Origin of the sequence: Dyadobacter sp. BHUBP1 (assembly GCF_050587785.1) — a bacterium.
Classification (GTDB): domain Bacteria; phylum Bacteroidota; class Bacteroidia; order Cytophagales; family Spirosomataceae; genus Dyadobacter.
Genome location: NZ_JBOBIH010000003.1, coordinates 462,606 through 481,258 on the forward strand (window position 1 = coordinate 462,606; position 18,653 = coordinate 481,258).

Genomic DNA, 18,653 nt, shown 5'->3' on the forward strand with positions numbered 1-18,653 from the left:
TCAAATAGAGGCCCGTCGCGAGCGATCGTGACGGGCCTTTTTGTTTAGTTGCGCACACGCGCCAACTTTTTGATGGTGTAGCTTTCATTCACCTTCAACCTGCAAAACAGCAGTCCATCCGGGTTGTCAGGCAGCTCTTTCACAGGATACTGCCATCTGCCTTTCGCGTGCGGATTATCCAGCACAGTCTTTACAACAGTTCCCTGGTGGTTAATTATTTCTAGTTTGACATAACTATTATCGTCCGGCACATCAAATGCTACGGTGAAGCTTTGCGTGAATGGGTTGGGGTAGGCGTTCAATTCGAAGCCGGGTTGTTCGGTTGATGCCTCGGTAAGATCCGCTCCTTTTCGTTGGTTTAAGTATTGTCCAATATTTATCGAAGCAGAAACGTGCCAGTTCCCGATTGCATCTTTCATGTAACATTTCATACCAAACCAATTTTGATCGGTGGTATACGCGCTGGACGTTCCGCCAGCGACACCCTGGTTGTTGATGTGGGTGGAATTCCAATGATACTGAACGCCTCCGGAAGGAGCGGTAAGCGTTCGCCAATCGTTATTCTTGGAATACATAAGCAGCGGGACGTAACTGGCGGCAACGGGATTGCTGAGAGCACCAATGGTCGCAGCCCATTTGCCAGCGAGCCAAGTAAGGCCTTTAATTTGTCCCGTGCCTTCATAAAAATGGGTGCTGTCTTTACGATATTCGTCGCCACCATCGCTTACAGTTGTAGCTCCCGCACTTCCACTCACATAGTCTGTTTCTGCGCCTGGAAGAACCGTGGAGCCAGTTGGCGTATTGCCTTGTCCTGTTCTAATCGTCGCGTTAATGGGTCCAAACTTGCTGATAGTTGCTTTGCAAATGTACCACGTGAGGTTAGGCGCCGCAAAATCAGATCGGGATTTGGCAATCACCGCTTGCAGTTTTGCCTGATAGTCGGCGGCACTGCTTGCTTTGTAAACCGGGTCTACATTTGCGTCTGCATCAGCTTCGCCTTGGTGCCAGAGTACAGCGCGGACACCATACAGCGATCCGTAGTAATTCAAAGCGGTTTTCAGCGCCGTGTATGGCTGGCCGTAATAGTCTTTTGGAATCACGGAGCCTCCATTGTGACCCAAACAAACTTGTGCTCCTGTGTAGGGATGTTTTGCTTCGACGCCATCGGCGCCCTGCTTCCATTCGGTTACACTTGATCCTCCCGTAGCCGCGTTGAAGAATGCCACCGGCATTCCTCCATTAGCGTCGGAAATTAGCTTGCCGAGAACTCCGTAAGCCCATATACTATTTCCTGTCGGCCCCAAAGGGCCATGCCGCTTCGCATCATCAGCAGTGTTCAGCGGAAACATGTTGGTGAACGATTCGGGTAGTTTTTTAGTACAAGTTTTGTCTTCGGACGCTCCTACGACCCATTCAGGTATACCCGAGCCGGCAGGTAGCTTATATTGCTCATCTTTAACACCTTGGGCGTTGGATTGTCCGGCGATGATAAATACGTCGCCCACACCAAATTTGTTAGCGGTATAGACAACGCCGTTCACGAGGATTTCACACAAGTACCAGCCCTTACTTAATACTGGCAGCGCATAAAACATGCCGTTGGGTGCGAGGCTAAGATTGGTTGCCGGGCCGGGTACCCCCGGAACACCGGTCGCGCTTACGGGACGGAATCTGTAACTGACTGTAACAGTAAGGTCGCCGTAAATAAGTTGACCTGCGACAGTTACAGTTGCGGTGTTAAGGGTGTTACGTTGGATTACACTGTTATTGACCGGATAAGATAACGATACTATTTGCGCATCGCAAATATGGGAGATGAAGCAGGTGAATACGCATATCCACATGAAAAGTGTTTTCATTTCTATGTTGGTTGATGAATGTTATTTTTGAAATTCTGTCTTTCTGACGAATTCGGCAATATCTATCAATGGAATCTTAGCACCATAATGCTTGTTAATCGCCTTGATAACCTCATTGGTAATAATAGCCTGTCCGAACGGCGTCGGATAGATGCCGTCCGACGAAAAAAAGTTACCGTAAGCGGTTCCATCCACTTCAATACCGTCATCTGTTTTGTATCCTCCCTGGTGGATGCGCTGATAAAGGTCGAAGAGATCTATCACGGCGAGGTCTTTTTCCGCCGCGTATTCCCTAATTTTGCCGTTGTATGGGCGGGGATCGGAACTGAAAGTTTCCCCTTCGTCTATCACTTCTACATCTTGGAAATTGACCCGAAATTCCCCGCCACGACTGAAATTTTCGAAAAGGTGATGCAATTTGGCGGACGGGATCATGGAGCTGGGTCGTGAGACATCCAAAAGCTGATCTGCATTGCCATTGCGATTAAAACTAATATAAATACCCCATCCTCTGTTTGCCAGCTCCTGGCTCGAATACCAGTTCATGTAAGGTAGATCCTGGTAGCGGGGAACTGTAAATATCACGCCTTTTTGACCTTTGTTTAATACGCCGTTGAGGGCATAGTCGGTGATTTTTCCCGAAAGTTGAATGGAGCCATTAAAAGCTATATCATACATCCCTATTTGCCCTGTCAATCTAATTCCAGTCATCCAGCGGTCGAAAAACTCATCAAGAATGGCGAAATTATAAGGCACATCTTCCCTGATTTTCTGAAATGCCTGGGATGAATATCTGGGTATGTACCTTTTGAACCATGGGATCATAGTTTTATTTAATTCGCAGTTCTCACATGCGTCGCCATGTATAAGCCACTCAGCTCTCCCATCAGGCATTGCGTAATTAGAAATCTTCCCTAGATACTCCGGCATGGTTGGCGGATCTCCCGGCAAGGTCGGAATGGTATTGTTCACCACCCGGTCCCATTGGGGATACCCGCTTTCCGTATTACGATATACGTAATAGCCAGTGCCATTGTAATGTTCGTTATCAAAAAGCGGCATCTCGAAATTCTTGATTCCCATTTGATGGGCCAGCAAATTGGTGTAATTGGTCTGCTGACTTTCCCGGGTAATGCCGCCATTCATCACACCGGCCGTCAGTCCTCCTCCGAATGCGACCATCTCCATCTCTTGCCCCGGTTTGAGGATACGCCCGAAGTCGGCCAGCGAGGTTGGTGAAGACAGCCATTCTTCTATTTTGAGCATCGGCTGCTGTTCGATATTGTCATGAATCATCTCCGGATAGTGCCCCATCGGGTGAATGCGCATAAAAGGGCTATTCGTTCTGGCCGAATCTTCGGCCGTCGCGACCTCGAATGGCAGGCCGGGAACAGGATCAGGCCAGCCATTGCCAGGCTGATTGCATCCGATAAGAGCGAGCAGGAATAACATTTTCTTCATAGCTTGTTTTGTTTAAAATGAAACATGCGGACAAGTGGGCTGAAACAGGCTCGGAGAACCCACGTTCGGTAATGCCCGGCTGCTGCAAAAGCAGATCGGCACGACCCGTTTCAGAGGTTGAAGTCCCGGAAGAAATGTTGAGTCCTGACTGGTAGAATTATTAGCTCGTCAAGTATGCTGCAATAGAAGGTAATTTGAATTGCAAAGGCAAGCGAATGTAGTAGAAGAATGTCCAAACGGTTGACCGATGATCAAACGGTTACATTTGCATTCCAAACCTCCGCCAGGGTGTCCCTGAAAAGTGCGTTCAATGCATCGGTGTCGGGCATTGTCATCCGTGGCAATTGCTTTACATATTCTTTGTAAAACGCGAGTCTCTCAGTCAGGAAATCGTGCAGCAGCGGGATGCGCGGCTCCTCGCTGAGTTCTTCGCCGCCCGATTTGCGGACGAGCAGGGCGTCGATTTCGCTCCGCACGGCAGTGTCTTTTACCTGGCTATCGAGTAGTTTGGCAAACTAGGTCGGTGCCATCGTGTCCGTTGTGCGTATCCAGTCGCATGCGAGGATGGGTCGCAGTACATCTTCTCATCGTCGATTTGCAAATACCACTCCGGCCGGTGCACATAAATATACTGCACATCTCAATCGCTATTCGCCGAAGCAAACCCCCAAGCCCGGCTCCCGCTCTCGACGACGTAGAGGATTTGGATGTTGTGTTGGGCTTCTAGGCGGGATAGTTGTTGGTGATTTCGGTGGTCATTTTATCCAGGCTTCAAAGTTATGGAAGCCAATATACTGGCTTTTGCGGTTACTCCTCATTTGCTCCATTAGTTGCACTCTCGTATGTTCGCTCATTTGCACCTTTATTTACTCTATCATATACTCTATCAAAACGGCTGACCTCGTCCGAGTCGAAACTTATTCAACGGTTTTACTTCCGTCCGAATTATTTCTAATTAGCGTCGTAACCTCCTTTAATCATGACAGCCGAATTCCTCAATGCGCAGCTCGCGCAATGTTATCAGACTTACACGCAATCCATTTATGCCCGGGAATGGGAAGACAATGTTTCCGCGCCCCTGCTCATGCATGTGTATGACGAATACGTGACGATGGCCCGAAAGATTCTTTTCGTTGGCCAGGAGACGCATAGCTGGGGGCAGATGAATTTGAAGCCGACGGTGGAAGAGTTGATGACGACCTACCGGCAGTTCAACCTCGGCAAGTCTGCCGACTACCGTGATGGCAAGCCTTTACGCTATTTGCGGAGCCCATTCTGGAATTTCAACCGATCTGTATTCTATAATTGCAATTGCGATAACCCCTTAGTGACCCGTAATACAAACGGTTTCCTTTGGACAAACATTTCCAAGTTTGACTGCAACAGCACAACGCCTTCATATGATTTGCAAGAGCGAAACAAGGAAGGATTCGAATTGCTGAAAAGCGAGATCGCCATTTTAAAGCCCGATATCGTCGTGTTCCTTACCGGCTCGAAATATGACGGGCGCATTAATGCAGTGTTCAACCCAACGCGGGAAACTATATTGGCTGATGGATATTTGTACAAGCTTTCCACGGGCGACGGGTCTTTGCCGAGGCTTACTTTTCAGACTAAGCATCCCAGGACGTTGTTGGGATCGAGTAGGAATGAGGTGCCAAATCGGTATCGTGAAGTTTTAGAGAACGTTGTGGAAGCGGTACTAAATTGTTAATTGAAGCTATAAACATGGATCACTATTCGAACGGGCGCCCTCGCAATTCCGTTTCCTGCAAGAGCGCGGTCACGATCGCATTGACCTGCGCCTCTGGAACCTGTTGGTTTTCCAACGCCATGCTGCCTACTACTGATTTGGTGATCAGAGAGGTAACATAGGTTTTCTGCCGTAGTTTGGCGTATTTTTCGAATAGTTTCATGTTTTCAGGGTAGTCAGTTACGTGGCGACAGAATCGATTTACATAGGTATTCAAAATTAAGAGATGAGCACTGAGGAATTTTACAAGTTTAAAGAGAATTTGGCTAATGAGCTTTCGGTTGTAAGATCGATGAAGATAAGCGATCGTGATGTAATGGATGCATTGTATTTGCTTTACGCTGATAATGCTGACATGGAATGGATTGGAGATATTTGGGATCTGGAAATAACTTACGACCATGCTCTAACTGATTTATTAAAGTTTGATTTTGGTATTTTGTCAAGGTTTGTGGAAATTGATGAAAGCAAAATTCCCTCCGATTTTGTCACGAAGAAAAAGGCTAGGTTTAAGCACAAGGGAACTGTTTGGGTGATCCACAGATATGATGCTGATCCGTTCCCGTCGATTCCTCATGCCCATAATATGGAACTGAATCACAAGCTGGACTTATCTACTGGCAAATGTTACGAAAAACGACAGCTCATATACATTTTCTCAAAAAGAGATCTCCTGGAAATTAGAGAAAGGGCGTCGAAAGTTTACCTGGGTCAACTACCTGAACTGTATATTTAGTTTAGTCATTAAGCGACGATCGCGATCCGATCGTAAATCCATACATATCAATGATCTTTGCCTTTGGATATTCTATATTTGTTTTCAATCCAGTTAAGAAATTAACGGTATAAGTTTTGCAAGCGACTTCGTCTATCTGATTTTTTGTTAATATCATAAAAATGCTTTATGAAATTTAGAGACGTAGAGTTCACCCGAGTAAAACCACACCGCTCGTTGCGATAGATGTTTTTGAACGTATTGGAAAATATTGGTCAAATGCAGGTATAAACCCGAATACACCAAGCAGTATTTTTGTCACCAGTGTCAAATGGGCCTCTCGATTGGAGATCACTAGTTGTTTCACATTTGAATAAATCCTGATAATCTCTTCTATGTTTTCAGTGGAGTAAAAATCAACATCTATTTCCCAGGTACTTCTCTTAATAGTCGAGAGGTATTTAATGAGGGGCTTGAAATGGACCGCACTCTTTTCAAGTAAGAAACTGGACCCACGAAGCATCCCCCAACTCGCAAGGTAAAATCCAAGAACCAAGCAGCTTTTTTCCAACTCATTGGTTGGGTCTTCGTTTGTGTAGAAATAATTATAACAATAATCAAACGATGAATACCGATCCTGAGGGTTCGACTTCGCTCTAAAATGGCCTATCGCTTGTGAAATATCCGTAACTGCATGTGTGCCTAAAAAATTTGACGTGCTATAATTCTTAAAGACGGTTGGTTTTGATTGTTTACTTGCACGAGGATTCGCTTCTCTGAGCTTCGTAGTGGGATTGGTTGGAAAATCATTTTCGCTGAAAGCAAATATCACGAGACCTGTCTTCTTATCTGTCGAGATAACTCGGCTGATCACCTTCCATCCAATTGAAGGCCACGCTACTTTTTGTGCGTGAGTAGGTCTACCTATATCATTCCCCCAAAATGCACTTGGACTCATAGGCCGTTCTAGGTAGGCTACCTTTTCCTGCCTTTTCAATCAGTCTATTTATGTCTTCAAAGGACATTGTCACTTGAAGAGTATTCTCGTTTCTTTTACTGTCAAGATGTCTTTGTAACGGATAGTATTTTTGATTGCTGTTAAGAGGAGCCATGTTTTGCACGATTTGGTTTGGCGAAAAATCAAGTTTTTAATGGGGCTTGATCGGCTCGCCATTAGAAAATTGGTCTTTTTGTTTATTGCATGTTACCAATTTCTTCGAAATATTCGTATTCCCAAAACAAGTAAAACTATGAAACACATTAAAAACATTGCCCTGTTATGGTGTGGGGCCAGCGAAAGCACCCCGAGTGTGATTTACTTACACTGGGACACCTGAAGACAGGGCATTTTTATCCCAAAACAAGTAAGCTATGAATCAACAAACATCCCCCGAATCCCCGGATTCGACCACGCTCACCTATGCCGAGCACGTGAAAGACCTTCTAAGCATGAACGCCCCCGCAGAATGGATCGAAGACCTCTGGACGATTTATACCGGCTTCATGATCTCGCAAAGCGAGCTAGGCCACAACCCAAGAGCAAGCGACCTGTTCTGCACATTCCGCGAGCTGGTTTTTTTCTTCCAAAAGCTCGAAGAACGAAAGGCAGCGTAGGACCAATGGATAATTAGTAAGGCCTTGCGGCACATTTGTGGTTACTCACGTTCCCTATTTACTTCAAACAAAGAAATGGAGACCACCCAGGCAGCCTCCATTCAAATGTATTAACAGCGCAGCGTATTATTGCGCCCCGTCAATCCCTGATTTAGAAGTCTTTTTCTCCTCCGGAGCCTTGAACTTTGCATTGGAAATCTTCAAAACCACAGCATTAGGCCAGGTCCGGTTCGTGTAAAACCGCTGACCATTCACCGCGCTCACCGCAAGGCCGAGCGGAGTGGGAGCGTAGCGGATCGAAGCATCGAAATTGTTCACATATTCTACCAGTTCGCTGCCGTAACCCAGTACCTCGACTTTGGTGGAGGCGGTACCTTCGATCATCGGAAAGAGGAACTCCCGGCGCTGGCCATATTTCCATTCATCGTCACGCTTTTTGGTGACGAATGCGTAAATGGCTTTTTCGTCGTTGGATTGCGTGAACCAGATGTCCTTGTCGCGGATGACCGGGAGCGGTTTGACGGCGTATATGGACTCTCCGTTCGCAAAGTTCCAGAGGGCAATTTCGCGCAGGAGGGCTTCCTGCTCGATCTGGATCTCGCCGTTCGGTTTCGGGCCGACGTTCAAAAGGAAGTTGCCGCCCTTGGCGCGGATTTCGATGAGCATATTGATGATCTCGGTCCCCGATTTGTGCGGGTCGTTCGTGGGTTTGTATTGCCAGTCGGTCCCCATCGTGTAGCAGGCTTCCCACGGGCGGGGCGAGGCTTTGTCGGGAATATTCTGCTCGGGCGTGTTCATGGCGTCACGTGTGATCACGAGCTCGGGTTGCAGGCTCCACGCGTACTCGCGCAAGCCGTCGCCAGGGCCATCGAAGAACATAATGTCGATTTTGCCGTAGTTGGTGAGGAGCTCCTTGATCTGTGCCTTGTCGTATTCCATCAGTTTGGGGTTGTTCATCGGGAACTGGCGCTTATCCTGTAACCGGCCGAGCGGGATGCCGTTCCGGTGGAAAAACAGGAAGTCTTCCGGCGAAAAATACAGCCCGACGGCAATGCCCTGCTTGCGAAATGCCTCGATGATCTCCTTCGCCACGTCCCGTTTGAAGGGCGTGTTCATCACATTGAAAGTCGTTGTTTTGGTATCGAACATGCAGAACCCGGCGTGGTGCTTGGTCGTGAAAACGACATATTTCATCCCCGCAAGCCGCGCCATCGTGGCCCATTCGTCGGGATCGAACTTTTTGGGGTTGAAGAATGTCGGCAATTCTTTGATATACCGGTTCACATAATCGTCGGAGGCCCCGGCGAGCGAGTGGCTGATCACCGTCCCGAGTGAAACGTCTACATTCCAGTGAATGAACATCCCAAATCCCAGGTCCTGAAACCATTTGACGCGGTCCGGGTTGTTGGCGGTTTGCTGAGCATGGGAGGAGAATGACAGGCCCAGCAACAGGAGGGAAATTAAAAATCTATGGCGCATTGTTAGAAGTTGTTTTTGTAAAGACGATTGCGCAGCCACGTGAATACTCATGCTAGACTGAAAAATTGTAAAAAGATCGACCCGAAGGATTGAAGCAATTTATTCCTTCATATGCATTCATTTTCACAAAATGAATGCATATTTCGCGAAAAATGAACTAATAATTCAGTCTAAAAATATTGATTAATCTACGTAACTTTTTGATTTTTAGTGACTTGTGTTATGTTGTATCAGCGGAATTATCAGTTCATTTGCTAAAAAATGAAGGCATAATTTGAGAAAATGAAGGAATAATGGAGCTACGATGGTATGTGTCACATAGTAAAACAGAAACCACCTTCTAATGATGCGAAAAATTGCAATGGTAAAGCGTCAGGTCGACATGAAGGCTGTCGATCAGGCCGACGATGATTTGAAATATTGGCTGAGTAAAACACCGCAGGAGCGGATCGCGGCCGTTACCTTTTTGGTCAATCAAATGTTAAAGCCGTCTCAGCGCATGGATAAGACAGTATTTAGTCAACGAAATATGAAGTAATGCAGCTAGCGTCTGATTTTGAAGATTTTATAAAGATACTGAACAAGCATGCCGTCGAGTATCTCGTTGTGGGTGGCTATGCGATGGCTTTTCATGGGAGGCCACGGTTTACCGGCGATTTGGATATCTGGATTAATATTTCGGAAAGCAATGCTGAAAAGATGCTAGCGGTTCTAGCCGAGTTCGGATTTTCATCTTTGGGATATCAGAAAGAGGATTTTCTGAAAGAAAATATCATTAACCAAATCGGGTACCCACCACTCAGGATTGATATTCTGACGTCGATTGATGGTGTGAGATTTTCTGAGGCAGTTGAGCACAAACGCATTATTGATATCGATTCAATCGAGGTTGCATTTATTGGTCTTAACCAGTTGATAGCAAACAAGAAGGCTTCTAATAGACCGCAGGATATTATTGATATTGTATCACTTCAAAAAGGAAAGAAAGGTGATTGACGCAGCTTCTTCACCAGATGCACGGCTAATCGCGTCGCGCATCTGCTCATATTCCCTCGCTATCATGCCCCCGCCACTCATCGCTGAGGACGTCCGCGGTTTCAAATTAGACTACCGCAATGCCATCGGCAAAAGCTACGGCAGCGCTAACGCCGACGGCCACATTTCCCTCGATGGCTTCGATGCCGCTGAGGCAGATTACCCTTTGATTCTGGCAGAGTACACAAGGTTAGTTACGCCCTTAACGCCTTTCCAACTCAATTTCTCCGGTTTCGCCGACTTCGACCGGGCCAATTTCTCTGCATTCTACATCAAGCCCACCGAGGAATCGTCCAACGCCATCCGCGAGCGCACCCAGGCGATTATGAAGGCTTTTGATAAGAAGTTTAAAAAGCAGTACATGCAAAAATGGGCCGATGAGTCGAAGAATCCGCACATGTCTATCGGGCGCAGGCTCACGCGCGAGTGGATTGCATTGGCTTACTCGATCTTTACGGAGTATGAGGCCGGCTTTCTTTGTGATTCGTTTGCGATCCGGAAATATAATGAGAAGCGCAGGCAGTATGAAGTGATCGATACGATTCCGTTGCAAGGGCACAGTGAGGGCGGGGGGCAGATCAGTTTATTTTAGGTGCAAAAAAAGCAATTACTCTTTCTCCCTGCGCGGGCCGCCCTTCCTCATTTTCCTTTTGATAATTCTCCCAACCCCTTTGCAATCTTTTTTCTTTGAAGAGCCCTGATTATGCTTTGTTTTAGCCCAGGTTAATTATTCAGGGCTCTATACACATGCTTTTCAATTCCCTTCATTTTATTGTTTTCTTTTTATTCGTTACTACTACCTATTACACATTGCCCGGGCGCTGGCGTTGGTTTTCACTCCTAACGGCCAGCGCCTATTTTTACGCCTCATTTATTCCGGCCTACCTCTTGCTGCTGGGAGTAATCATCGTTTTTGACTACCTGGCCGGGATGGGTATTGAAAGACTATCGGGGAATCTCCGCAGGTCTATGCTTGCTTTGAGTGTCCTGTTCAATGTCGGGTTCCTCTGTTTTTTCAAATACTTTGATTTTCTGAACACCAATATTTCCGCCTTGATGTCCATTGCAGGCATCGACTACGCAGCTGACACCATGGCCGGGCTGTACCCCGGTCTGGCGCTGCCTATCGGTTTATCCTTTCATACATTTCAGTCGATGAGCTATACGATCGAGGTGTATCGCGGCAACCAGCGCGCCGAGCGCCACTTCGGGATTTATGCATTATATGTGCTGTTTTATCCGCAGTTGGTGGCCGGCCCGATCGAGCGCCCGCAGAATGTGTTGTGGCAGTTCAGGCAGCAGATGGATTTCGATTGGGACAACCTCCGGACCGGGTTGTGGTGGATGGCGTGGGGAATGTTCAAAAAGGTAGTCATCGCCGATAGGCTCGCATTGGTCACCGACCCGATATTCGCCAATCCCCAAACACAGAATGCCGGCAGCCTGGCTATTGCCGCCGCGTTTTACAGTATCCAGATCTATTGCGACTTTTCGGGTTACTCCGATATTGCGCTGGGGGCGGCCAGAACCATGGGATTCAGGTTAATGGTCAATTTTCGTTCACCGTATTTTGCCCGGTCAATAGCGGAGTTCTGGCAGCGATGGCACATCTCCCTGTCGACCTGGTTTCGAGATTATGTCTATATCCCAATGGGTGGAAACCGCCACGGGCGCTTTCGAACATATCTGAATTTGCTGGTCGTCTTCCTACTGAGTGGGCTCTGGCATGGTGCCGACTGGAAATTCGTGATCTGGGGTGCGATCCACGGTTGCCTGCTCATTTTCTCGCGAATAGCCAATTCCGATGCGGATTATTCTTTGCAGGCCTCATGGTTACGAACGGTTTTTACATTCCTGGTGGTCACACTTGCCTGGATTTTCTTCCGTGCGCACAATGTGGGCGACGCGCTCGTGATCCTGAACAGGCTTGCAAAGCCTTCATTATGGAACTTGCCCGACCTGCCCATCAGCGGCGGCGAAACGGGGTTCTGCCTGCTGCTGATTGTGCTTCTGTTTTTGAAAGAACACCTGTTGCCCGATTATGTGCCTGCCCGGCGGTCGTTCTGGCCATCGCTGGGTGTAGCCACATTGCTGTGCTATTTGTGGGGTGTGTTCGGGAGCAACCAATTTATCTACTTTCAGTTTTGATGTATGAAAACCCTTTTTCCCTGTTTACGCATAGGTATTATGCTGGTATCAGGCATCATACTTTGGATAGGACTTTCTGATCGGTTGCAACGTAAGTTATATTCCCGGGGCTTCATTCCCGATCAGTACCGCTTCGGCGATCTCTATAACATTTCCAACTTGGAGCAATTCAAGGAAACGCATTGGGCGGAAATTGACGGCCTTGATGAAAGCGACAAGCCGGGGAACCGGTCGAAGAACGTGGATCTGTATACGATCGGCGATAGCTTCACCACCATGGACACCAGTTTTTATGCCGGCCGCCGCAACCGCCACATCTGGCTCGGCACCGGGGTCGATACGGTGTCCCTTGATCCGGAAGTGCATTCCATTCTGGTGATCGAGGTAATTGAAAGAACGATCCAGGAGCGCCTGCGCGAGCATTATGCCGAACTTTATATTCACCGGGGTTTTCAGATCCGGGGCAAAACCCGGCCGGTTACCCATGTAGATTCGGAAACCGGCAGCGCCTTTTGGAAAAATATATTAAACCATCAGATCAATGAACGATTGGAATTCCTGCTGTTCAACTCCAATGTCGCATTGAAATGCAAGGAAATTAAGGCCGGAATGATGCTTTCCTGGTTCGGTCGCACGCATCCCGGTTCGCTCATTTCGCGGGACAGGCGGCATCTGTTCTATGAGATCGAAGCCGACCCGCACAGCGTGCTATCTCCATTCACACCGCTGACCGATGCGGACATCGACAGTGTTGTCGTCAACATGAACCGCATTCGTGCGCATTACCTGCGTGCCGGGTTTGCAGAGGTATATTTTTGCTTCATTCCCAATAAAGTGACTGTATGTGAGCCTGGGCGTCACCCGCACAACCGTCAGATCACCCGGGTGGAACAAAATCCACACCTGAAAACCCCGCTGTTATCCCTAAATACACAGCTCAGTCATCATCCCGAATGGTACCATAAAAGCGACGGCCACTGGAACGCGAACGGGAAGCGGCTGTGGCTGAAATATGTCAATGAGATGGTTATGGGGTGGGAGGAAGAGAACCCTGCTCTCCGGCACGCTTATTGATAGATAGGAATTACTGGGCCTTAGTCCACGTAAATCATCCTTTAAGCCGCATATATGGGATTATTTTTCAAAAGCCGCAAACATGCCCCTGCTCCCGAACTACCCGATTGGTTTTCGGTGCGGGATGGTTATCCCTTTTATATCAAAGCGCCGATGGTACTGATCGGACTTTACCTGTTTTTTTACATCCTCAATCAATTGCAGGAAATTATCGTCCCATTTGCGTTTGCAGGGCTGATCGCCGTATTGCTCAACCCGGTTTACAACCGTTTTCAGAAATGGAATTTCAATAAGATCTTCGCTATTGTGCTCACCATTTTTATCGCCGTTCTGGTGGTGGGCGGGATTATGTTCTTCCTCTCGTCGCAGATCGTCCAGTTCGGTGACATGATTCCTCAATTGGAAAAAAAGACGATCAAACTGCTCGGGAATTTGCAGCAATGGCTGTCATCCACATTCGGCATTTCTACAGAAAAGCAAATGAGTATGCTCGACGAGGCGATTAACAACAGCCGGACATACGTAGGGAAGACTGTGAACACGCTTTTCGGTATCATCAGTTTTTTTGTACTCATACCGCTTTATATTTTTCTCCTGCTGTTTTACAAGCCATTGATTCTCAATTTTATATTTGAGGTTTTTGATGAAAATAATTCCGAGCAGGTAGCGGAAATTTTGCAGGAAACCAAGGGTGCAGTGCAGAGTTATATTGTTGGGTTAATGATCGAAACGACGATTATAGCAACGCTGAACTCCATAGCACTGCTCATCCTGGGCGTGCAGTATGCGCTGCTGCTGGGCGTGATCGGCGCGATCCTGAACCTGATCCCCTACATCGGAGGCATTATCGCCATCGCATTGCCGGTGCTGATTTCCTTTATTACCAAAGACGGATACACCACACCGTTACTAATCATCGGCGCCTACACGGTGATCCAGTTTCTGGATAACAACATCATCGTACCGCGCGTGGTATCTTCCAAGGTATCGGTTAATGCCTTGATTTCCATTTTGGTAGTGCTCCTTGGCGGCACGCTCTGGGGCGTAAGCGGGATGTTTTTGTCAATCCCGTTCGTAGCAGTATTGAAAATCATTTTCGATCGCATCGACGAGCTGAAACCCTGGGGTAAATTGCTGGGCGATACCATGCCCGACGATCCACCTGCAAAGGTGGTGAATCCAAGGGAGGCCGAAGATAAGGAGCGGCCGTTATTTTGAAAACGAACAGGCAGCCATTCGAGCGAATGCCTGCCTGTTCGTTATGAAATGTATTGTAAATCAGTAATCCAGTTTCTTGATTGTGCCATCGCCAAGGCTAAGGACGTAAAAAGTACGGTCGCCCCAGCGTTTGATATCCGTCGGCCTGTCGAGCCCGCTGAACAGCACGGCTCCATCTTCGTTCAGTACCGAACCGGTATTGGCTTTGAAGCCCGGAGGATTGCCCGGACCACCCGGAGGCATCGTGAAGTCGGCATAATGCAGCAGCAGCGGCTTGTTGTTAACGGTCAACACCAGATGCGTAAGCGTTGTAAAGCCCGATTTGTAAGGAACCATTACACCGCTGGTATTCACTTGATAAACATTAGCTGCGCCGGGTGAGAACGGAAAGCCGGTAAGGCTGCTGAGCACAAATTGAGTGCCGTCGAATACGATACCGGTAGGAACGGGATCCCTGTTGGGCGCCACGGGAGGGAAAGTGGTGAACAGGCTGAGCGTATGGGTGTCCTTATCGCGCCTGATCACTGCGTTGGCACCGGCGTCGGCAATGTAAAGGTGTCCATCAGGCCCTTTGGTCAGGCTGAATGCATTGGAGTTGTTGTCAAACGTAAGATTGAGGGTCGACACATAGGCCCTGATATTCTCTTTGGGAATCGTGTTCTTGTCAATAGGCGGATTTCCCGAAGTAAAGCCAGACACGTCGATAATGTAGAGAAAGCCCTCGACGCCGTGAAGCAGGTATATTGTGCCGTTTTCATAGTATAAATGGCTGATACCTTCGACATTACCCTGGTTAAAAATGGATTGAAAGCCTGCCACAACGGTGGTCTTGACACCCTGAGGCGTGATCATTACCAATGCGCCGTCGTTGTTGCCGGTGCCGCCCTCGGTGACCCAGAAACGTCCCTGCTCGTCGATTACCATTCCGATAGGTGCGCGTAACCCGTTGACAAAGGGAGAAACGCTGAATTGAGTGGGCTCGGGAACCGGCTCACCGTGGTCGGTACAGGCGTCGATGGCGACCAGGCCTGCGATCAGTGCAAATGCAATTAAAGAGAGGAAATGCTTTTTCATTGCGGTTGAGTTTTAGTTGATTATGCAGAAAAGCAATGGCAGAAGTTGTGGACAAAAGTAGGGGTTTGCGCTACTTTACTATTGTATAAATGCGTCATTACCAATGGAATTTAGTAAGCGGTAAAGTTTGTAACTTGCCATCCCAATATCCGCCACCAAACCGCTCATGAATCAGGACATCCGACAGCCGTTACCGGCGGCCTACCTTTCCATTGACGAGGCCACCAAAGCCTCTGGTTTCACAATGGCTTCCGACATTTACACCTGTTCGTTACTCAAAACCCTGGCTGCTTCCAAACCTGGTGGCAAGTTCCTCGAACTTGGTACGGGCACAGGCTTGTCCACCGCCTGGATATTGGATGGCATGGACGCGCATTCGACACTGGTGTCGATCGATAACGACAACCGCTTCCTCGAAATCGCCGAAAACCACCTCGGCGGCGACCCGCGCCTTACACTCGTGCATACCGACGGCGAAGACTGGGTGAATGCGCACCTTGACGAGCGATACGACTACATTTTCGCCGATACCTGGCACGGGAAATACCTTTTGCTGAACGAAGTGCTGAACATGCTCAATCCTGGCGCATTCTATATTATCGACGATATGCTCCCGCAGCCCAACTGGCCCGAAGGGCACGATCAGAAAGCATTGAAGCTCATCGAATACCTCGATAGCCGGCGGGATCTTTCGGTTACCAAACAAGTGTGGGCAACGGGAATTATCCTGGCGGTGAAGCATTGAGAGATATTATTCTCCCATTCATTTCCTGAAATCGCCCTCTGGCACAATCGGAGGGTGATTTGTAACTTTTTATGGTTTGTGTAGGAGTAAATTAAGGCTTGTGTGCGCTTGACTTTGATAATTGTAAGATGATCTTGTAATGATCAAAGATTGAGTACTAACCCTTAAATCTTAGCTTATGTGCCAGAACCATGGAGTAGCTTACATCCGGCCCGGCGAGGTCGAAGTGCAGGAGATCGAGTACCCGAAACTCGCGCTGGGCGACCGCAAATGCGAGCACGGGGTAATCCTGAAAATCGTTTCCACCAACATTTGCGGTAGCGACCAGCACATGGTCCGTGGGCGCACTACCGCCCCGGCCGGGCTTGTGCTCGGCCACGAGATCACCGGCATAGTGATTGAAGCGGGCCGCGACGTCGAGTTCATTAAAATCGGCGACCTGGTGTCAGTCCCCTTTAACATTGCCTGCGGCCGGTGCCGTAATTGTAAGGAAGGTAAAACCGGCATTTGCCTCAATGTAAACCCCTCGCGCCCGGGCGCTGCATACGGGTATGTGGACATGGGCGGCTGGGTAGGCGGGCAAGCCGAGTACGTCATGGTGCCCTATGCCGATTTCAACCTTCTCAAATTCCCCGACAAAGACCAGGGTATGGCCTATATCAAGGACCTCACCCTGCTTTCCGATATTTTTCCGACCGGCTTCCACGGGGCCGTCACTGCTGGCGTTGGGCCGGGATCGATCGTGTATGTAGCGGGCGCTGGTCCGGTTGGGCTCGCCTGCGCGGCCTCTTGCCACCTGCTCGGAGCCGCGGTCGTGATCGTCGGTGATATGATCCCCGAGCGCCTCGCGCAGGCCGCCAGCTTTGGCTGCGAGGTAATCGACCTTACAAAGGACACGCCATTGGAACAGGCCATTGCTGAAATCGTAGGTGTGCCCGAAGTGGATTGCTTCGTCGATTGCGTCGGCTTTGAAGCCCGTGGCCACGGTGCCCATGCGGTCGAGGAGCGCCCGGCTACGGTCCTGAACACCGCGATGGCCGTCACCAGGGCGGGGGGCGCTATTGGTATTCCGGGCCTCTACGTCACCGGCGATCCCGGTGCGCGCGACTCGGCCGCCAAGGAAGGCAGCCTCAGCATCCGCATCGGTCTGGGCTGGGCCAAATCCCACTCATTCTATACTGGCCAATGCCCGGTAATGAAATACCACCGCAACCTGATGAACGCGATCCTGTACGATAAAATTAAAATAGCCAAAGCAGTGAATGTGGAGGTGATTACTTTACAGGACGCGCCGAGAGGTTATGCGGATTTTGACAAGGGCGCGGCCAAGAAGTTTGTGATTGACCCGCATGGGATGATTGTTTAGCATAGTCATTTATATAAGTATTTCGGCTCCTGGTTTTTAGAAATTAGGAGCCGAATTATTAAATGGGCTACGCACTACCTTCCTTCAAGGACTCTCAACCCCCGTGGCGTCAGCCCAGAGTTATTGGCTGATGGATTATTTCTCACCGGCTCTTGCATTACTAACCATTATTCGAGACTAAACCCACTGAAACGGATCCCCGGACGCCACGTGCGTCACTTTAACCCCTGAAATCTTCGGCTGCAGCCATTCCACAAAATACTCCATTCCAGGTTCCTCGCTCACGGCATGACCGAGCACGATCAACGCCATTGTCGATCCTAGCAGCCGCCCGTCGCGGGCGTATTCGACACCTTCCCATTCCGGCGTTTCGCCTACGATGAGCACGTCCGGCTTTTCGGCGACAGCCACGGATACTTGCCGTTGGCCGCCGGCTGCGCCTGGCATAATGGCGAGCTTGGAACAGGATTGACTCAGGTCGCCGATCACACGGAGTTTCTGAATGCCTAGTTTCGTTTTGAGGTGCTTTACGAGTTCTCCAAGCGTGGTGGCAGGGATGGTCAATGCGGGAGTTTCATTTTTGTAGTACTGCGTCCAGCCAGCTTTTTTGACGACACCGTAGCGGATCGCATCCGGTTTGAGGGAATGGCAATAGTCGTGGAAACGCCATACCGTGATCTTGTGCTTTTCGAGCAGGGCTTGCTTCTTTTTGACAACTTCATTGCCTTTTACCCATTCCGGATCGTCGCGGTGGTTGTAGAAAGTCGGTTCGTGGGCGATGATGAAGTTGGCTTTCAGTTTGGCGGCCTGTTCGATGACCGTAGCGGTGGCGAACATCGTGGTCACAATACCTGTTACGGTCTGGTTGGCATTGCCGGATTTAATGGTGTCGACCGTATCCGGGATCGGTTTCAGGTTGCCTTCTTTGAGTATCAGGTCGATAATCTGCTGGACGGTATAGGCTTTGGGCGCTGCACCGAAAAGCATTTCGGGCGTCAGGAATGTGAATGCGCCGGCGGATAATGCGGCCTGGCCAAGGAAACGGCGACGGTTTGGGTTGGGTGTGGTCATGAGTGGTCAGATGTTGTCAAGTGTAGTCAGAAATGGTCAAG

General features: G+C 48.9%; 20 protein-coding genes. 11 read left to right on the forward strand and 9 right to left on the reverse strand.

Features of this window, described 5'->3' with window-relative positions:
• Nucleotides 1–44 precede the first annotated feature (44 nt).
• The 4 genes from ACQ4MZ_RS14095 to ACQ4MZ_RS14110 form a co-directional block, all read right to left on the reverse strand.
• On the reverse strand, nt 45–1,859 hold the full coding sequence (locus tag ACQ4MZ_RS14095; RefSeq protein WP_430845712.1) for a sialate O-acetylesterase: 1,815 nt from the start codon (nt 1,857–1,859) through the stop codon (nt 45–47).
• 21 nt (nt 1,860–1,880) lie between these two features.
• On the reverse strand, nt 1,881–3,320 hold the full coding sequence (locus ACQ4MZ_RS14100) for a hypothetical protein (RefSeq protein ID WP_430845713.1): 1,440 nt from the start codon (nt 3,318–3,320) through the stop codon (nt 1,881–1,883).
• Between the two features lie 251 nt (nt 3,321–3,571).
• Nucleotides 3,572–3,796, reverse strand: coding sequence for a DNA polymerase beta superfamily protein (locus ACQ4MZ_RS14105; protein ID WP_430845714.1), 225 nt, complete (start codon nt 3,794–3,796; stop codon nt 3,572–3,574).
• Nucleotides 3,797–3,960: 164 nt separating this feature from the next.
• On the reverse strand, nt 3,961–4,029 hold the full coding sequence (locus tag ACQ4MZ_RS14110) for a DNA polymerase beta superfamily protein (RefSeq protein WP_430846410.1): 69 nt from the start codon (nt 4,027–4,029) through the stop codon (nt 3,961–3,963).
• A 270-nt stretch (nt 4,030–4,299) separates the two neighbouring features.
• Here ACQ4MZ_RS14110 and ACQ4MZ_RS14115 point away from each other — a divergent pair, with 270 nt between their 5' ends.
• Nucleotides 4,300–5,034 (forward strand): hypothetical protein, encoded by a 735-nt coding sequence (locus ACQ4MZ_RS14115; protein ID WP_430845715.1) that lies wholly within the window; start codon nt 4,300–4,302, stop codon nt 5,032–5,034.
• A gap of 22 nt (nt 5,035–5,056) precedes the next feature.
• Here ACQ4MZ_RS14115 and ACQ4MZ_RS14120 read toward each other — a convergent pair whose 3' ends face one another.
• Nucleotides 5,057–5,236, reverse strand: coding sequence for a hypothetical protein (locus ACQ4MZ_RS14120; RefSeq protein WP_430845716.1), 180 nt, complete (start codon nt 5,234–5,236; stop codon nt 5,057–5,059).
• 63 nt (nt 5,237–5,299) lie between these two features.
• Here ACQ4MZ_RS14120 and ACQ4MZ_RS14125 point away from each other — a divergent pair, with 63 nt between their 5' ends.
• The gene (locus tag ACQ4MZ_RS14125) at nt 5,300–5,809 is read left to right on the forward strand and encodes a hypothetical protein (RefSeq protein ID WP_430845717.1); all 510 of its coding nucleotides are present in this window, start codon (nt 5,300–5,302) and stop codon (nt 5,807–5,809) included.
• 190 nt (nt 5,810–5,999) lie between these two features.
• On the opposite strand, the gene ACQ4MZ_RS14130 is transcribed toward ACQ4MZ_RS14125, so the two are convergent.
• Entirely contained in the window at nt 6,000–6,785 is a 786-nt protein-coding gene (locus tag ACQ4MZ_RS14130) for a hypothetical protein (protein ID WP_430845718.1), read from the reverse strand.
• A gap of 374 nt (nt 6,786–7,159) precedes the next feature.
• Between ACQ4MZ_RS14130 and ACQ4MZ_RS14135 the strand changes: the two genes are divergently transcribed.
• Nucleotides 7,160–7,402 (forward strand): hypothetical protein, encoded by a 243-nt coding sequence (locus tag ACQ4MZ_RS14135; protein ID WP_430845719.1) that lies wholly within the window; start codon nt 7,160–7,162, stop codon nt 7,400–7,402.
• A 126-nt stretch (nt 7,403–7,528) separates the two neighbouring features.
• Here ACQ4MZ_RS14135 and ACQ4MZ_RS14140 read toward each other — a convergent pair whose 3' ends face one another.
• Nucleotides 7,529–8,881 (reverse strand): alpha-L-fucosidase, encoded by a 1,353-nt coding sequence (locus ACQ4MZ_RS14140; RefSeq protein ID WP_430845720.1) that lies wholly within the window; start codon nt 8,879–8,881, stop codon nt 7,529–7,531.
• A 343-nt stretch (nt 8,882–9,224) separates the two neighbouring features.
• Between ACQ4MZ_RS14140 and ACQ4MZ_RS14145 the strand changes: the two genes are divergently transcribed.
• The 6 genes from ACQ4MZ_RS14145 (at nt 9,225) to ACQ4MZ_RS14170 (ending at nt 14,356) form a co-directional block, all read left to right on the forward strand.
• On the forward strand, nt 9,225–9,419 hold the full coding sequence (locus tag ACQ4MZ_RS14145) for a hypothetical protein (RefSeq protein ID WP_430845721.1): 195 nt from the start codon (nt 9,225–9,227) through the stop codon (nt 9,417–9,419).
• Nucleotides 9,419–9,877 (forward strand): nucleotidyltransferase, encoded by a 459-nt coding sequence (locus ACQ4MZ_RS14150; RefSeq protein ID WP_430845722.1) that lies wholly within the window; start codon nt 9,419–9,421, stop codon nt 9,875–9,877. Before ACQ4MZ_RS14145 ends, ACQ4MZ_RS14150 begins: the two co-directional genes overlap by 1 nt.
• Nucleotides 9,878–9,941: 64 nt before the next feature.
• Nucleotides 9,942–10,508: a 2'-5' RNA ligase family protein gene (locus ACQ4MZ_RS14155; protein ID WP_430845723.1), complete on the forward strand. Its 567-nt coding sequence runs from the start codon at nt 9,942–9,944 to the stop codon at nt 10,506–10,508.
• A gap of 155 nt (nt 10,509–10,663) precedes the next feature.
• The gene (locus ACQ4MZ_RS14160) at nt 10,664–12,064 is read left to right on the forward strand and encodes an MBOAT family O-acyltransferase (RefSeq protein WP_430845724.1); all 1,401 of its coding nucleotides are present in this window, start codon (nt 10,664–10,666) and stop codon (nt 12,062–12,064) included.
• Nucleotides 12,065–12,148: 84 nt separating this feature from the next.
• Nucleotides 12,149–13,138 (forward strand): hypothetical protein, encoded by a 990-nt coding sequence (locus ACQ4MZ_RS14165; RefSeq protein ID WP_430845725.1) that lies wholly within the window; start codon nt 12,149–12,151, stop codon nt 13,136–13,138.
• A gap of 54 nt (nt 13,139–13,192) precedes the next feature.
• Nucleotides 13,193–14,356: an AI-2E family transporter gene (locus ACQ4MZ_RS14170; protein WP_430845726.1), complete on the forward strand. Its 1,164-nt coding sequence runs from the start codon at nt 13,193–13,195 to the stop codon at nt 14,354–14,356.
• A gap of 60 nt (nt 14,357–14,416) precedes the next feature.
• On the opposite strand, the gene ACQ4MZ_RS14175 is transcribed toward ACQ4MZ_RS14170, so the two are convergent.
• Nucleotides 14,417–15,430, reverse strand: a complete 1,014-nt coding sequence (locus ACQ4MZ_RS14175; protein ID WP_430845727.1) for a ScyD/ScyE family protein — start codon at nt 15,428–15,430, stop codon at nt 14,417–14,419.
• 166 nt (nt 15,431–15,596) lie between these two features.
• Here ACQ4MZ_RS14175 and ACQ4MZ_RS14180 point away from each other — a divergent pair, with 166 nt between their 5' ends.
• Together ACQ4MZ_RS14180 and fdhA are read left to right on the forward strand one after the other, a co-directional pair.
• On the forward strand, nt 15,597–16,175 hold the full coding sequence (locus ACQ4MZ_RS14180) for an O-methyltransferase (RefSeq protein WP_430845728.1): 579 nt from the start codon (nt 15,597–15,599) through the stop codon (nt 16,173–16,175).
• 178 nt (nt 16,176–16,353) lie between these two features.
• A complete protein-coding gene (fdhA, locus tag ACQ4MZ_RS14185) occupies nt 16,354–17,541 on the forward strand; it encodes a formaldehyde dehydrogenase, glutathione-independent (RefSeq protein ID WP_430845729.1) in 1,188 nt (395 codons plus the stop codon).
• A 177-nt stretch (nt 17,542–17,718) separates the two neighbouring features.
• Here the strand turns inward: fdhA and ACQ4MZ_RS14190 are convergent, their stop codons facing one another.
• Nucleotides 17,719–18,612 carry a Nif3-like dinuclear metal center hexameric protein gene (locus ACQ4MZ_RS14190; RefSeq protein ID WP_430845730.1) on the reverse strand — a complete coding sequence of 298 codons (894 nt, stop codon included), beginning with the start codon at nt 18,610–18,612 and terminating at the stop codon, nt 17,719–17,721.
• Nucleotides 18,613–18,653 lie beyond the last annotated feature (41 nt).